The sequence below is a fragment of the Novosphingobium mississippiense genome, assembly GCF_044029535.1.
GTDB lineage: Bacteria > Pseudomonadota > Alphaproteobacteria > Sphingomonadales > Sphingomonadaceae > Novosphingobium.
This window is the reverse complement of the sequence record NZ_CP147003.1, coordinates 1,701,105-1,716,690: the sequence shown is the minus strand read 5'-3', so window position 1 is coordinate 1,716,690 and position 15,586 is coordinate 1,701,105. Positions and strand designations below refer to the sequence as shown.

Annotated in this window: 13 protein-coding genes; 11 read left to right on the top strand and 2 right to left on the bottom strand. The window is 66.0% G+C overall.

Annotated elements, in window-relative coordinates; genetic code table 11:
• Window positions 1-3 precede the first annotated feature (3 nt).
• Window positions 4-297, bottom strand: coding sequence for an L-rhamnose mutarotase (locus WBP06_RS26025; protein ID WP_395337584.1), 294 nt, complete (start codon window positions 295-297; stop codon window positions 4-6).
• Between the two features lie 488 nt (window positions 298-785).
• Here WBP06_RS26025 and WBP06_RS26020 point away from each other — a divergent pair, with 488 nt between their 5' ends.
• From WBP06_RS26020 to WBP06_RS25970, 11 genes are all read left to right on the top strand, one after another.
• Entirely contained in the window at window positions 786-2,018 is a 1,233-nt protein-coding gene (locus WBP06_RS26020; RefSeq protein WP_395335374.1) for a CaiB/BaiF CoA transferase family protein, read from the top strand.
• 26 nt (window positions 2,019-2,044) lie between these two features.
• Window positions 2,045-2,698: a GntR family transcriptional regulator gene (locus WBP06_RS26015; protein ID WP_395335372.1), complete on the top strand. Its 654-nt coding sequence runs from the start codon at window positions 2,045-2,047 to the stop codon at window positions 2,696-2,698.
• A 289-nt stretch (window positions 2,699-2,987) separates the two neighbouring features.
• Window positions 2,988-4,196 (top strand): MaoC family dehydratase N-terminal domain-containing protein, encoded by a 1,209-nt coding sequence (locus tag WBP06_RS26010; protein ID WP_395335369.1) that lies wholly within the window; start codon window positions 2,988-2,990, stop codon window positions 4,194-4,196.
• Between the two features lie 142 nt (window positions 4,197-4,338).
• The gene (locus tag WBP06_RS26005; RefSeq protein ID WP_395335366.1) at window positions 4,339-5,511 is read left to right on the top strand and encodes a CoA transferase; all 1,173 of its coding nucleotides are present in this window, start codon (window positions 4,339-4,341) and stop codon (window positions 5,509-5,511) included.
• Entirely contained in the window at window positions 5,508-6,695 is a 1,188-nt protein-coding gene (locus tag WBP06_RS26000; protein WP_395335364.1) for a CaiB/BaiF CoA transferase family protein, read from the top strand. The genes WBP06_RS26005 and WBP06_RS26000 overlap by 4 nt, the downstream gene beginning before the upstream one ends.
• A 47-nt stretch (window positions 6,696-6,742) precedes the next feature.
• Complete coding sequence (locus WBP06_RS25995; protein ID WP_395335361.1) at window positions 6,743-7,621, top strand: NAD(P)-dependent oxidoreductase; 879 nt, start codon at window positions 6,743-6,745, stop codon at window positions 7,619-7,621.
• 25 nt (window positions 7,622-7,646) lie between these two features.
• Window positions 7,647-8,597: an SMP-30/gluconolactonase/LRE family protein gene (locus WBP06_RS25990; protein WP_395335358.1), complete on the top strand. Its 951-nt coding sequence runs from the start codon at window positions 7,647-7,649 to the stop codon at window positions 8,595-8,597.
• A gap of 3 nt (window positions 8,598-8,600) precedes the next feature.
• Entirely contained in the window at window positions 8,601-9,434 is an 834-nt protein-coding gene (locus WBP06_RS25985) for a MaoC family dehydratase N-terminal domain-containing protein (protein ID WP_395335356.1), read from the top strand.
• Window positions 9,431-10,909, top strand: a complete 1,479-nt coding sequence (locus WBP06_RS25980) for an aldehyde dehydrogenase (RefSeq protein WP_395335353.1) — start codon at window positions 9,431-9,433, stop codon at window positions 10,907-10,909. The genes WBP06_RS25985 and WBP06_RS25980 overlap by 4 nt, the downstream gene beginning before the upstream one ends.
• Window positions 10,910-11,055: 146 nt before the next feature.
• Window positions 11,056-12,387: a glycoside hydrolase family 28 protein gene (locus WBP06_RS25975; RefSeq protein WP_395335351.1), complete on the top strand. Its 1,332-nt coding sequence runs from the start codon at window positions 11,056-11,058 to the stop codon at window positions 12,385-12,387.
• Between the two features lie 111 nt (window positions 12,388-12,498).
• The gene (locus tag WBP06_RS25970; RefSeq protein WP_395335349.1) at window positions 12,499-14,853 is read left to right on the top strand and encodes a GH92 family glycosyl hydrolase; all 2,355 of its coding nucleotides are present in this window, start codon (window positions 12,499-12,501) and stop codon (window positions 14,851-14,853) included.
• 32 nt (window positions 14,854-14,885) lie between these two features.
• Here WBP06_RS25970 and WBP06_RS25965 read toward each other — a convergent pair whose 3' ends face one another.
• Window positions 14,886-15,572, bottom strand: a complete 687-nt coding sequence (locus tag WBP06_RS25965) for a DsbA family protein (protein WP_395335347.1) — start codon at window positions 15,570-15,572, stop codon at window positions 14,886-14,888.
• Between the last annotated feature and the right edge of the window lie 14 nt (window positions 15,573-15,586).

The following is a 15,586-nucleotide window of genomic DNA, read 5'->3' as shown; positions in this document are numbered from 1 at the left end:
GCGTCAATCCATGTGGAACAGCAGGGGGAGGGGCCATTCGAGCGGGCGGTTACCCGGTTCCACTTCCATCAGCGGCGCCATGTAGTCCCACCAGCGGCGCATCACCGGATGATCGGGCAGCGTCTCGCGGGTGTTGTCCGGGGTCACGCGCAGCACGGCGAAGAGCGACAGGCTGCCCTCGTCCAGGAAGATCGAATAATCGCGGATGCCCGCTTCGGTCAGCAGGGCGGAGAGTTCCGGCCAGATCGCGTCGTGCCGGCGGCGGTATTCCTCCACCGTGCCGGGCTTCAGTTGCATCCTGAAGGCGTGGATCGATCCCGTCCCCAAATCCGGCACTACCACTCTCCCGACGTTCCATTATGTGGATACTAATGCCGTTATTTGGTAACCTGTCCCAATCCGCTCGTCAATCGCCATTCTGACGAAGTGGTGGGTTGGAAAACGTCGGAAATTCGCCGTTTTTGCGGTGGATCGGCATGTGTGGGTCGTTGAAAAGTGTTTCCGGGGGGCACGTGTCCACGGGCTGACTGTCCCACATGGCGGACCCAGAGTGCCCATGCCGGGAGCGGGCCGATCAGGCCGGGCTCGAGATAGGCGGTCCACCAGTTCCGGCCCGTTCTCCGCCGGTTCAGGCAGGCGGTTCGCGCGATTTCGCCGTCTCGCCATCGAACAGGCGCATGTCGCTCGATTCGATCGGCCTCATTACCCTCCGGCCCTGCGCGGATATCGCCCGGCGGATGCGCTTCGCGCTATCATGCATAATGCATTATTGTTAGTCAGGCTCCATGAGTAACGGATTTCAGCCCCTCGCGGGCATGCGGGTGCTGGAACTTGGCACCATGATCGCCGCGCCTTTTGCGACGCATATTCTTACCCAGCTGGGGGCGGAGGTGATCAAGATCGAACCGCCTGCGGGCGACACTACCCGCTCGCTGGTCCGTGGCGGGCCTTCGGGGACGATCATCGCCTATAGCCATTCGAAAAAGGCGATCTGCCTTGATCTGACGACCGAGCAGGGGCGCGAGGTGTTCCGCCGCCTTGTGGCCACGTCGCGGGTCGTCATCCACAATTTGGCACCCACGGCGGCGCGCAAGCTGGGGGTGACGGCGGACGATTGCATGGCGGTGAACCCGAACCTGGTTCACGTTCATATCAAGGGGTACACCCACGGTCCGCAGGCGGAGGGCCTGATGACCAACCCCATCGCTGAGGCCGCGACGGGGGCGATGGACGACCACCGCGTCGATGGCCGGCCGACGCGTTTCGGCCCTTCGTATCATGACCAGTTTGCCGGCACTTACGCGGTGATCCGCGTCCTGGCCGCGCTGATGGACCCTGCGGCGGACCAGGCCGCGCGCCGGATCGAGGTGGGGCTGTACGAGACTGGCCTGCACCTTGCCGCGCGCGATCTGGCCGGCATGCAGCTCAAGACCCAGCTTCTGGGCCGTCTGGAGAAGGAAGGCGGCGGCGAATTCTCGATGCCCGGCTATGGCGCCTATCGCACCGCCGACGATCGCTGGGTCTACCTGCTGGTGCTGACCGATGCGCATTGGGCCAGGCTGACCCGCGCGCTCTCCATGCCGGAGGACGGCGCGCCTGAATTCGCCAAGCTGCGCGATCGCAAGAAAGCCCGCGAAACGGTCGAAACCGCGGTGCGTCGCGCTGTCGAGGGGTTGGCGTTCGCGGAGGTGGAGGCGCGTCTGGACGCGGCCGGTCTGGGGTTTCACGAGGTCATGCCGCTCGAACGCGTACTGGATGCGCCGCAGGCGCGCGCCGCCGGCAAGTTGCGCGAAGTCGGGTTTCGCGGCCTTCAGTTCGAAGTGCCCGAATTCGCGCCCGATCCGGCCGGTGCGGCCGATCCCGGCCTGCCGCCCCCCGAAATCGGCGAGCATACCGAAGCGCTGTTGGCGGAACTGGGTTATGCCCCTGACGAAGCCGCCGCGCTGTTGTCATCGGGGGCGGCAAAGGCCTATCAATCGGGTGATTTCGCCTGGGCACCCGTCCGGCAGAAGGCTTGAGGTAGAGAATGGCCGGTGGCGCAACGATGCAGTTTCGCACGAAGGAGGAGCAAGTTGCCGACTTCCTGCGCGAAGGCATCATTTCCGGCCGGATTGCCCGTGGATCGCGGCTGAAGCAGCAGGAAATCGCCACGCTGCTGAACACCAGCATCACCCCCGTGCGCGAGGCGCTGAAGCTGCTTTCGGCGGAGGGCTACGTGATCGGTGACAGCCATCGCGGCGCCACCGTGGCCCCCTTCGATATCGAGGCTTCCAGCGAAGTGCTGAACTTGCGCATCCTGCTGGAAACCCAGCTTGTGCGCGGCGCGGTGGAGCGAGTGACCGGTGCGGACATCGCCGAACTCAAGGTGCTGGGATCCGAATTCGCGACCGCTTTCGCGGCGGGCGACAACGAGGCGGCGCGCGCCGCGAACTACCGCTTTCACCACCGCATGTTCGAAATCGCGGCGATGCCGCAGACGCTGCATTTCGTGCAGATTCTCTGGGCGCGCTATCCCTTCGACCTCATCAACCGGCTGGAGGGCCGCGTCAGCCGCGCCGCCGATGAGCATGACGATATGCTGGCCGCGCTGATCGCCGGGGATGCGGCGGCGGCCATGCTGGCCACGCGCCAGCACATCGAAACGGGCTTTCGTGAACTGCGCGAATCCGTGGAGCAGGCCGCTTCGGTCAAGCGTTAATAGCGGCGAAAACTATCGATTTTGCGACTGTTTCGCCGCGTACCTGAACGACACCCAAGCGGCACCTAGCGACACCTGACGCGCACTCGGGCACGCACTCAGCCGCGCCAACGGCAGCCCTGCCTGCGCCTGCCGCATCCGGCCACTTACCGCGTCCGCGATCAATCGCCGGGATGGCCTGCCTTCGCTGGACCTCATCGCCGCTCCAAAATAATGCATTATCCATCATTGATGGAAATGCGGTGAGGGCAGCCCCCTTGCCCGATGGGAAAAGGGATCAGGCACAATCATGGCTACCATTACCGGCGAAAAGGAAGTTGGCGCCGCCCCGGCAGAGGGCAAGATCACGCCCGAGGCGATCAAGGCGGCCGAGAACATGATCGGCATGCAGCTTCGCCCCGAAGGTCCGTACCTTCAGGACGCGACCGAGGACACGATCCGCAATTTCTGCAACGGCATCGGCGATCTCAACCCGCTCTACCGCGATCTGGAAGTGGGCCGCCTGACGCGCCACGGTTCGATGCTGGCGCATCCGAACTTCCCGATGGCGTTCGGCTGGGTGGGCCGCACGCGCTGGGGCCTGCCCGGCGTTCACGGCTTCTATGCCGGCAACGACTGGGAAATGTTCCGCCACGTCCGCCCCGGCGACCGCCTGACCGCGATCGAGCGTGTGGTCGGCGTCGATGTGAAGGAAAGCCAGTTCTCCGGCACGCTGGTCCTCCAGTATGTCGAGGCCAGCTACTTCAACCAGCGCGGCGAACTGGTCGCCCGCGCGCTGGGCACCTGCACCCGCCACGAGCGCAAGGCCGCGCGTGAGGCGGGCAAGTATGCCGATATCAAGACCCACGAATACACGCCTGAGGAATTCGAGCAGATCGACAACGCGATCCTCGACGAAGAGAAGAACATCCGCGGCGGCAACGTGCGCTATTGGGAAGAAGTGCAGGAAGGCGAAACCCTGCCGGAAATCGTGCGCGGTCCGCTCAGCCTGATGGACACCATGGGCTTCCTGGTCGGCTGCGGCCGTGGCCACACCCATGGCGTGATCTTCAAGAACGCTGTGAAGCACCCCGGCCACTTCTTCCGCAACCCTGAAGCGGGCGGCGGCATCGAATACACCGGCATCGGCCACCACCGCGAATCCACCGCCAAGGAAGTGGGCGTGCCTGGCGTGTACGATTACGGCCCGCAGCGTTCGGCCTGGATGGCATCGCTCATCACCAACTGGATGGGTGACGCCGGCTTCCTGAAGCGCATCAAGACCCGCATGAGCCGCTTCAACACCATGGGCGATTGCACCTGGGCGCGCGGCACGGTGACGCGCAAATACATGAAGGACGGTTTCGCCCTGGTCGATATCGAGATCAAGGGCGAGAACCAGCGCGGCGAACTGACCACGCCGGGCCTGGCGACGGTGGTGCTGCCTTCGCTCGATCCGCAGACCAAGGTCTTCGTCGACGGTTCCGGCCTCGATCTCGAACTGCCGGTGGTTCGCTAATGTCCTTCCCGCAACGGGGAGGGGGACCGCTCGCGCAGCGAGTGGTGGAGGGGACTCTCAGCCCGACGCGACGTCGCGCGATTACGCGACTCCCCTCCGTCAGCCTTTCAGGCTGCCACCTCCCCGGGACGGGGAGGACTGCATGAGTGCGCCTCTCGATGGCCTCAGGGTCGCCGTCCACGCTTCGGGCGTGGCGGCGGCCTATGCGGCGCGCCTGTTGGGCGTGCAGGGGGCCGAGGTGATCTTCGTCGAACCGCCCTGCGGTTCGGCCTTGCGCAAGGAACCTCCATTCCTTGCTTCAGGGGAGGGAGCGAAGCCCACCTCGGCCCTTTTCGCCTATCTGGCGGCGGGCGCGCGCAGCACGACTTGCGATCTGGCGACAGCCGAGGGGCACGCCGCGCTCGGCGCCCTGCTGAGCGAATGCGATATCTTCATCGACGATTCCCCGCGAGGGGGGCGGCAGAATCCAAACCCGAACCTGAGCCTGGACCACGCGGCGCTTTCCGCGCGCCATCCGCAACTGATCCATGTCTCGGTCCTGCCCTTCGGCGCGCATGGGCCAAAGGCCGACTGGCAGGCGAGCGAGATCACCGTGCAGCACGCCTCTGGCGAGGGCAACCTGCTGCCCAATGGCCTGTCGGTGGAGCTTTTCCCGGACCGCGCGCCGGTGAAGATCGCCGGGCACTTTGCCGAGATGCAGGGGGGTATTGCCGCCGCGCTGGGCGCGCTGTCCGCGCTCTGGGTGCGGGACGAGGTGGGCGGCCAGTTCGTGGACATCGCCAGCCAGGATGCCGCGCTGGCGGTGGGGGCCTTCGCGATCCAGCGGCTGGGCGACGGATCCATCGAGCACCGCGTCGAACGATCGTTCCGCTATGGCGGCGTGATCCCCTGCGCGGACGGCCATGTCGAACTGCTGACCTTGGAACAGCGGCAGTGGGACGGTCTGGTCAAGCTGCTGGGCAGCCCGGAATGGGCGCTCGATCCGGCATTGGCGGACAGCCTTGAGCGCAGCCGGCGCGGGCCGGAGATCAATCGCCACATCCGCGCATGGGCGATCGTGCGCAAGGTGGATGACATCGTGGCCGAGGGGCAGAGGCTCTCGGTGCCGATCGGCCGCTACAAGACGCCGACCGATATCCTGCGCGGGGCGCAGGAGCATCATCGTGGGCTGTTCCAGCCCGTGCCGATCGCGGAAATCGGGCTGGTGAACATGCTGGTCTCGCCCGTCCATGTCGATGGCGCGCCGCTCTCGCTGCGCGGCGGGCCGCCCGAACTGGGCGAAATGAACAGGGTGGGTGCAGAGGTGCTGTCATGACGCTTCCCTTGAAGGGCATCCGCATTGCCGATTTCACCGTGCACAACGCCGGGCCGTTCTGCACGCAACTGCTCTCGCAACTGGGCGCCGAAGTGGTGAAGGTGGAGAGCGCGATGCGCCTCGACGCCTTTCGCAAGCCGCATCCGGTCTATGGCCGCATGGGCCCGGCGACCTTCGATCAGGTTGCCTCCAACAAGCTGTCCGTCCGCATCAATCTGAAGAAGGCCGAAGGCGCGGCCTTGGCCAAGCGGCTGGTGGCGGTGTCCGACATCGCGGCGGAGAGCTTTCGCCCGGGCGTGATGGACCGGCTGGGGCTGGGCTTTGCCGCTCTGCAGGCGGTGCGCCGCGATCTGGTGATGCTGTCGGTCTCTTCCTCCGGCCAGACCGGGCCGGACAGCCACTTTGCCGGTTACGCTCCGCTGTTCGGCGCCTGGGGCGGGCTGGGCGAATTGACCGGCTATGAGGACGGGCCGCCGGTGGAGATGCGGCACGTGATGGACCATACCGTGGGCATGAACGCCGCCGTGGCCGTGATGGCCGCGCTGCACCGCCGCCGGGCTTGCGGAGAGGGCGGCCATGTGGACGTGGCCGCGCGGGAGGTTGCCGCTTCGCTGGTGGGCGAGGCGCTGTTGCTGGCCGCCGCGGGAGGAGAGACCCGGCGTGCCGGCAACGATCATCCGCGCATGGCGCCGCACGGCGTCTATCCCTCTGCGGGCGAGGATCGCTGGATCGCGATCGCGGTGGAGAGCGATGCGCAGTGGCAAGCGCTTTGTGGGGTGACCGGCATCGCGGCGGAGCCACGCTTCGCGCGCGAGGCGGATCGCCATGCGCAGCGGCGCGAGTTGGATGCGCTGGTCGCGAGGTGGACGGGAACGCTTGCCGCAGAGGATGCGGCGCAGCGCTTGCAGGCGGTGGGCGTTGCCGCCCATGCCTCCTGGACGACGCCGGAAATCGCCGTCGATCCACACTTGCGGGCGCGCGGTGCCATCGTCGAAGTCACCGAGCCGGACGGCAAGCGCCGCGCCGCCGTGGGCGTGCCGATGCGGCTTTCCAAGGGTGCGGAGATCGGCATCGCGCGCGGCACGCCGGCGCTCGGCGAGCATGAGGACTATGTCTACGGCGAACTGCTGGGCATGGGCCGCGATGAGCGCAAGGCGCTGGAAGAGGCCGAAGTTATCTGGTGAACTGGGCGCGAAGTACCTGAAGCATAAGACAAGAGGACTTTGGGAAGATGAGTGAAACGGCACCGACCTTGGGCTTCATCGGCCTTGGCGTGATGGGCAGCGGCATGTGCGCGAACGCGGTCCGCAAGCACGCCGCGCCGCTCCATGCCTTCGACATGAATGCCGATGCGCTGGCCGTGCAGGTCGCTGGCGGGGCGGTGGCGGCGGGATCGGTGGCGGACGTGGCGAGGGCTGCAAACGTGATCTTTCTCTCACTGCCCGGCGGCAAGCAGGTGCGTGCGGTGTGCGAGGAGATTGCCGCGCATGGTTCGGTGGGCTCAACCGTGATCGACCTTTCCACCACCAGCGTGGCCGAAGCGCGCGAGGTGGCCCTGCTGCTGGCGGCCAAGGGCATGGAGTTCGCCGATGCACCGGTGGCCCGCACGCGGCAGGCGGCGATCGACGGCACGCTCTCGATCATGGTGGGAGCGGGGGAGGACCTCTACGCGCGGATCGAGCCGCTGCTCCGCTACATCGGGTCCGATGTCACCCGCTGCGGTGAAGTGGGCTGCGGGCAGGTGGTGAAGCTGATCAACAACACCCTGCTGTTCGAGCAGGTGGCCGCGCTGGCCGAGATGTTCGTGGTGGCAGAGCGTGCAGGCGTCGCTCCGGCCAAGCTGGTGGAGGCGGTTTCGCTCGGCTCCGGAGACAGCTTTGCCCTGCGCAACCACGGGCTGAAGGCGATGGTGCCGCGCCAGTTCCCGGAAAAGGCTTTCCCTGCACCCTACGCACTGAAGGATCTGGGCTACACCATCGAACTGGCCGAGCAGATGGGCGTGGAACCGCGCCTGCCGCGGCTGGCTGCCGAATACTATCAGGCGGCGGTCGATGCCGGGATCGGGCAGGCCTATTTCCCCGTGATCATCGAAGTCGTCGACCCCCGCTGAGAGGGCGCCGAGCAGGAGAGAACCGATGGAACTGCGCAAGCTGGAATATCGCGACGTCACCGATGGCCTGATCTTCCCCGAAGGCCCCATCGCCATGGCGGATGGGTCGGTGCTGGTGGTGGAGATCAAGGGCGCCCGCCTGATCCGCGTGCAGCCGGACGGAACCAAGCAGATCGTTGCCCATCTCGGCGGCGGGCCGAACGGCGCGGCGATCGGGCCGGACGGGGCCTGCTATGTCGCCAACAACGGCGGCTTTCACTGGATCAGCGAGGATATCCAGGGCGTGAAGGGCTACAACCGCCCGCACGGCCGCGCGGCGGACTATACCGGCGGCCATATCCAGCGGGTGGACCTCGACACCGGCGAAGTGACCACGCTCTACACCCATTGCGACGGCGTGCAGATCAACGGCCCGAACGACATCGTGTTCGATGCGGCGGGGGACATGTGGTTCACCGATCACGGCAAGACCTACGACCGGGTGATGGACTGCGGCGTAGTCTATCACGCGGCGGCGGACGGTTCATGGATCCGGCAGGCGGCGTTCCCGCTGGTGACGCCCAACGGCTGCGGCCTCTCTCCGGACGAGAAGACGCTCTATGTCTCCGAAACCGAGACGGGGCGGCTGTGGCAATGGCCGATCTCAGGCCGGGGCGAGTTGCAGAAGGTGGCCTGGCCCTCACCCAATGGCGGAACGATGCTGGGGCAGGCGACCGGCTACCAGCGCTTCGATTCCATGGCGCTGGAAGCGAATGGGAACATCTGCGTGGCGACGCTGGTGACAGGCGGGATCACCGTGTTCTCTCCCGAAGGGGAGAAGCTCGAATACTGGCAGGGGCCGGAGCCCTATTGCACCAACATCTGTTTCGGCGGGCCGGACATGAAGACGGCGTGGATCACCGTATCCGGCCACGGCCTGCTGATCGCCGTAGACTGGCCCCGCGCCGGCCTGCCGCTGCTCCATCAAAGGAACTGACAAGTGAGCGAATTCGAAGACTGGATCGGCCGCAGCCAGAGCGTGACGGACGTGCTGGAACCGGCGCGCAGCAATGCCCTCGATATCGCCTTGGGCGGCGAGGGAGTGGGCAAGGCCGGCGATCCGCTGCCGCTGCTGCACCACTGGCTCTACTTCTGGGATGTGAAGCCGCCGCAGGGTCTCGGGCTGGACGGGCATCCGGCGAAGGGCGGTTTCCTGCCGCCGGTGCCGCTGCCGCGCCGCATGTGGGCCGGCGGGCGCGTGTCGTTCGTGAAGCCGCTGCTGCTGGGGCAGACCGTCACGCGGACCTCCACGATCACCGCGATCAAGGAAAAGACCGGCAGCACCGGCCGCCTCGTCTTCGTGACGGTGCGGCATGATCTGGACGCAGGGGACGGCTTGGCGGTGAGCGAGGAGCAGGATCTGGTCTATCGCGAACCCGCATCGGCCATGCTGCCCGCGCCGGTTGCCGCGCCAGCGCCCGATGCGGCGTGGCGGGAGGCAGTGAACCCCGATTCGGTGCTGCTGTTCCGCTATTCGGCGCTGACCATGAACGGGCACCGCATCCATTACGACCGGCCCTACGCGATGGAGGAGGAGGCCTATCCCGGCCTCGTCGTCCATGGCCCGCTTCAGGCGACGCTGCTGTGTTCGCTTGCCGCGCGCAATCTGGATGCGCCGGTCACCGGCTTCGATTTCCGGGGGCAGCAGCCCGCTTTCGACGGCGCGGTGCTGCATGTCTGCGGGCAGTCGACCGAGGGCGGGGCCGAAGTCTGGACCCAGCAGGGTGAAGGCAAGAACATGGTCGCCACCGTGCGCACCGGGAGCGCGTCATGACCGAGACGTACGGCCTCTTCATCGACGGCAAGTGGCGCCCGGCGTCGGACGGCGGCACGCTTCCGGCGATCAATCCCTACGACCAGTCGGTCCACGCGCATATCGCCGTCGCCACCGCGGGGGATGTGGAGGATGCCATCTCCGCCGCCCGCCGCGCGTTCGACACGTCGTGGAGCAAGACCACGCCCGGTGAGCGGGCAAAGCTGCTGAACAAGGTGGCGGACCTGCTGGACGCCGATGCCGATCGCATGGCGCTGCTGGAGACTACCGACAACGGCAAGGTCATCCGCGAAACGCACAACCAGATGGGCTATGCCGCGCGCATCTTCCGCTATTACGCGGGCTGGGCGGACAAGATGCACGGCGATGTCGTGCCGCTGGACCAGAAGGACACGCTGGATTTCGCGATCCGCGTGCCGTTCGGCGTGGTGGCCGCGATCACCGCGTGGAACTCGCCCGTCGCGATCCTGACCAACACGCTTCCCGCCGCGCTGGCGGCAGGCAACTGCGTGATCCTGAAGCCTAGCGAGCATGCCTCCACCACGACGCTGGAAGTGGCGAAGATGTGCGAGAAAGCGGGCTTCCCCGCCGGTGTCGTGCAGGTCGTCACCGGGGCAGGCGACGTTGGCCGCGTGCTGACCGAAAGCACGCGGGTGGACAAGATCAGCTTCACCGGCAGCCCCGGTGTTGGCCGCATGATCGCGCAAGTCGCGGGTGCCAACCTGAAGCCGGTGACGATGGAACTGGGCGGCAAGTCGCCCAACATCGTGTTCGACGATGCCGATTTCGACCGCGCGCTGATCGGCGCACTGGCGGGCATTTTCGGCGCCACCGGGCAGACCTGCATCGCTGGATCGCGCCTCTTGGTGCAGCGCGGCGTCTATGATCGCATGGTCGAGGGGCTGGCCGCGCGCGCGAAGATGATCCGCATGGGCGACCCGCGCCTGCCCGAAACCGAGATGGGCACCGCTGCCAACCAGCCGCAGTTCGAAAAGATCCTGTCCTTCATCGAAGCCGCCAAGGGCGACGGCGCGCGTCTTGTCGCGGGCGGCAACCGGGCCGATGGTCCGGGCCTGGAAAAAGGCTTCTTCATCGAACCGACCATCTTCGCGGACGTGAAGAACGACATGAAGGTCGCGGCGGAGGAAATCTTCGGCCCGGTGCTCTCGATCATCCCCTTCGATGACGAGGACGAGGCGGTCTCCATCGCCAACGATACGCCCTATGGGCTGGCGAGCGGCGTCTGGTCGGAAAACATCAGCCGCTGCTTGCGGATGATGCGGGCGATCCAGTCGGGCGTCGTCTGGGTGAACACCTACCGCGTGGCGGCCCCGCAGGCGCCGTTTGGGGGCATGAAGGATTCCGGCTTCGGCCGTGTGCGCGGGGAGGCGGGAATTCTGGAATTCACCCAGACCAAGAACGTCTTCATCGACTTTTCGGGCGATCGACGCGATCCCTTCTCGATGAAGTTCTGATCCGGATCATCCGCTTCGGGGCTTCGCCGCGCCGCCTTTCTCGCGAGCACTATATGGATATTTATTCCATATAGTGCTTCAATGCTCCCCGAGCGACGCACGATCTCCATCCGGGGAGGATTCGCGCCGCGTGAGGGGAGCATGAGATGTCGGACGCCAAGCCGCCGCGTTCCGGAAGGATTTCCGCCAGTTCGACGACACGGCGGAATGTCATTGCCGGTCTGTCCTCGGTCCCGTTCCTGGAAAGCGCGGTTCATGCCGATGACGCAGGGCGCGCGGTGGCACTCGTCACGGATTTCGGCGCAAGGCCCGACAGCATAACCCTCTGCACGGCGTCCATCCAGGCGGCGATCGATGACCTTGCCCGGCGCGGTGGTGGAACGGTGGTCGTGCCCCAGGGCGTCTTCCTGAGCGGCGCGTTGTTCCTGAAGCCCAAGGTGCACCTGCATCTGGAACGCGGCAGCGTGATCAGATGCACCAACGAGATGGAGCACTTCCCGAAGCAGCGAACGCGGATCGAAGGGCATTTCGAGGCGCATTTCACGCCCGCGCTGATCAATGCCGATGGCTGCGACGGCCTGCGGATCGATGGAGAAGGCACGCTGGACGGTTCCGGCCGGCCCGTCTGGGATCTGTTCTGGTCGTTGCGCAATCGGTCACCTGACCCGCAAAACTTCCCGAATATTGCGATCGACCGGGCGCGGCTGATGCTGATCGAGAATTCTGCGGCAGTCCGGATCAGTGGAATCACCTTCAAGGATTCCCAGTTCTGGAACCTGCATTTGTACAAGTGCAGTAACGTGACAGTTGCCGGCGTTCGTTTTCTGGTGCCGGACGACTACGCATGGGCGCCCAGCACCGACGGGATCGATATCGACAGCTGTCAGCACGTGCTGGTGGAACACTGCCATTTTTCGGTGACGGACGACTGCATCGCGGCCAAGGGTTCGAAAGGTCCACGCGCGTTGGAAGATCGCGACAGCCCGCCGGTGGAGCACATTCTGGTACGCAATTGCCTGTTCCGGCGCGGCCATCAGGCCTTTTCCTGCGGCAGCGAGGCGACCATCGTCCGGGACGTGACGATCGAGAACTGCCGGGTTGTCGGCGCCATGAACGTGCTGATGCTGAAGCTGCGCCCCGATACGCCGCAGCTTTACGAGGATATCCATGTGCGCGACCTGACGCTCGACAGCGATGGTGGGGCTTTGCTGGTGGTCCGGCCCTGGAGCCAGTACAAGGACTTGCAAGGCGCGCCGCAGCCCCAGTCGACGGTGAGCAATGTCACCTTGAGCCAGGTGAAGGGCCGCTTCGGCAGTTTCGGCGAGGTGCGCCCCAATCCGGGGCATACCGCGATCACGGACATCGTGCTTCGCGATCTGGACCTAGTTCTTGCGCAGGAAGCCGAACTGGCGGTGACCGACGCCGCGGTTCGGCTGGAAAGGGTGCAGGTAAACGGCCGTCCGGTGCGATCGCTCTGAATTCGCGTCACGGGGATGGCCCGGGGTTGAATGGACCGGGCTTGAATGGGCTTGGTTCGAACGGGCTGGGCCTGGTTGAACAGTCCGGCATGCTCTGTCTATTCTGGCACCATGAAGCTGTCATTCGCGGTCGCCGCCTTAACCTGTGTTCTTGCCGTCCAGCCGCTTGGCGCCGCGCCGGAAGACGATCGGCTGCCCGACGATCCGCTGCACTGGGTGGATCCGATGATCGGCACCGGGCCGGAAGGGCACACGTTCCCCGGCGCCAGCGCTCCCTTCGGCATGGTCCAGCTATCGCCCGACACGGACACCACCTGCCAGGTGCGCGATTGCTATGCCCATGCGGCGGGATACAGCTATCACGACGGCACGATACAGGGGTTCAGCCACACCCACTTCTCGGGCGCCGGGCATTCGGACCTGGGCGACATTCTGGTGATGCCGGCGACGGGCCGCGATGATGACGTGCGGCTGGATCCCGGCAGCGCCGGCCAGCCCGGCTCCGGCTATCGCCAGCGCTTTTCCCATGAAAGCGAGGTCGCCAGCGCCGGCTACTACGCGGTGACGCTGGCCGACAGCGGGGTGCGCGCCGAACTGACCGCCGGCACCCGCGTCGGCATCCACCGCTACACCTTTCCCAAGGCGGCCGAGGCGCATCTGGTGCTCGACCTTCGCAGCAGCCTTTATGACTATCCGGGCAAGATCCTGTGGTCCGGCCTGCATCTGCATGAGGACGGTACGGTCACCGGCTTTCGCGAGACGCGCGGCTGGGCGCCGGGGCGCAAGCTGTTCTTCGCCATGCGCTTTTCCGCGCCCCTGAAGAACCACGCTTTCGTCGATCGTGACGAGCATGTGGCCTACAAGGGATTTCGTGCCCCGCAGGCGCTGCCGGGGCGTGGCGGCGACGGGCTGGCCGAAAAGCTGGGCAAGGCGCTGGAAGCGCGGCTGGACTTCGGCGCGCTGGATCGGCCGCTGGAAGTGCGCGTGGCGATTTCCGGCGTGGACGAGCAGGGCGCGATTGCCAACCTGGATGCGGAAGGCGCCGACTTCGATACCGTGCGCCACCGGACCGAGGGGCAATGGCGGGCAGCGCTGGACCGCCTGAAGATCGACGCCGCGCCGCAGATGCGGACCAACCTCTACACCGCGCTCTATCACAGCCTGCTGGCGCCCAGCGTCTGGAGCGATGCCGATGGTCGCTATCGCGGGCCGGACGATCAGGTCCACAAGGCGGAAGGCTTCACCTTCCGCTCCACTTTCTCGCTCTGGGATACGTTCCGCGCGGAGCATCCCTTGCTGACGCTGGTGCAGCCCGAAGGCACGACGTCCGACATCGTCAACTCGCTGGTCGCCAGCCGCGAGCACAGCCCCTGGGGCATCCTGCCGGTATGGCAGTTCGCCGGGCGTGAGACCTGGACGATGATCGGCTATCACGCGGTGCCGGTGATCGCCGATGCCTACCTGAAAGGGTTCGGCGGGTTCGATGCGGCCAAGGCCCTCGATGCGATGGTGGCCAGCGCCGATTACGCGCCCTACGGCGGGTTGGGCGAGTACATGGCGCGCGGATACGTGCCGATCGACAAGGAGCCGGAGGCGGCTTCGAAGACCGTCGAATACGCGTATGACGATTGGACGATCGCCCGCATGGCGCAGGCGATGGGGCGCAAGGACCTGGCCGCCCGGTTCGACAAGCGCGCCGGTTACTGGCGCAACTCGTTCGACGCCAAAAGCGGCTGGCTGCGCGCGCGCAAGAGCGACGGATCGTTCCGCACGCCCTTCGATCCCACCGCGATCAACTATGGCTCGGACTATACCGAAGGCAACGCCTGGCAATACAGCTGGTTCGTGCCGCAGGACCAGGCGGGCCTTTTCCGGATGCTGGGCGGGGACGGCAAGGTGGTCGCCCGGCTGGATGCGATGTTCGACTTCGACAATTCGAAGCTGGATTACAGCCATGCGGAGGACATTTCCGGGCTGATCGGCCAGTATATCCACGGCAACGAGCCCAGCCATCACGTCGCCTACCTCTATGTCCACGCCGGCGCGCCCTGGCGCACGCAGGAGCGGCTGAAGCAGATCGTCGAGAGCCAGTACAAGCCGACGCCGGACGGGCTTTCGGGCAATGACGATCTAGGGCAGATGTCGGCCTGGCTGGTCTTCACCGGGCTGGGTTTCTATCCAGTGACGCCGGGTTCCAACCAGTACGTGATCGGCCGCCCCTTCGTGCGCCACGCCGCGATCACATTGCCGAACGGCAAGATCTTCACCATCGAAGCCGAGAACCTGTCGGACGCGAACCCCTATGTCGGGAAGGTGGAACTGAACGGTCGCCCGCTGGAACGGGCGTGGATTTCCGATGCCGAAGTCCGCAGCGGCGGCACGTTGCGTTTCACCATGCAGGCCGGGCCCAACAAGGCATGGGGCACGGGCGCGGCGGCAAGGCCCTATTCGATGTCGACGCGCTGAGCGGTGCCGGCGCGGACCACGCCGGACGACAGCTACGTTACCGGTTTGCCGTTCTTCTCGGTCCGCGACTTCTGGACGACGCTGCGCAAGGTTGCGGCATCGATGGCGCCGGGGATCAGATAGTCGCCGATGACCAGCGACGGCGTGCCCGATAGGCCCAGGGTGTCGGCCAGTCGCCCTGTCCTTTGCAGCGCCGCGTCGATTTCTCCGCCGTGGCGGGCAAGGTCGGCCTGCAGCCGGGGCCAGTCGACGCCGGCGCGGGTTCCTGCCTGGCGAATGGCTTCGGAATCGAGCTTGACCGGGCCGGCCATCAGCGCGTCATTGAAGGCGGCATGCTTGCCTTGATAGCGCGCGGCCATGGCGGTCCGCGCAGCTTCCCGCGAGGCAGTGCCGAAGATCGGCCAGTCGCGATAGACCACGCGCAGTTTCTGGTCGGTGGCGAGCAGCCGCTTCAGGTCGGCGTGAAACTTGCGGCAATAGGGGCACTGGTAGTCGGTGAAGACGACGATGGTCACGTCGTACCTCTGCGGCGCCAGGCTGGGCACGCCCGGATCGTTGGCGAGCGCATCCTTCATGCGGGCCCGTTCCTGCGGCGAGGCCATGGTATCGGCCCTTGCGCTGGAGATGCCAAATTCGCCCGAGAAGACCTGTCCGTTCGAGAACAATGCGGCGAGCGCAATGGCCAGCCCGAGCAGGCGCCATCCCATGCTCTTTTTCATAACGTGAATTCCAT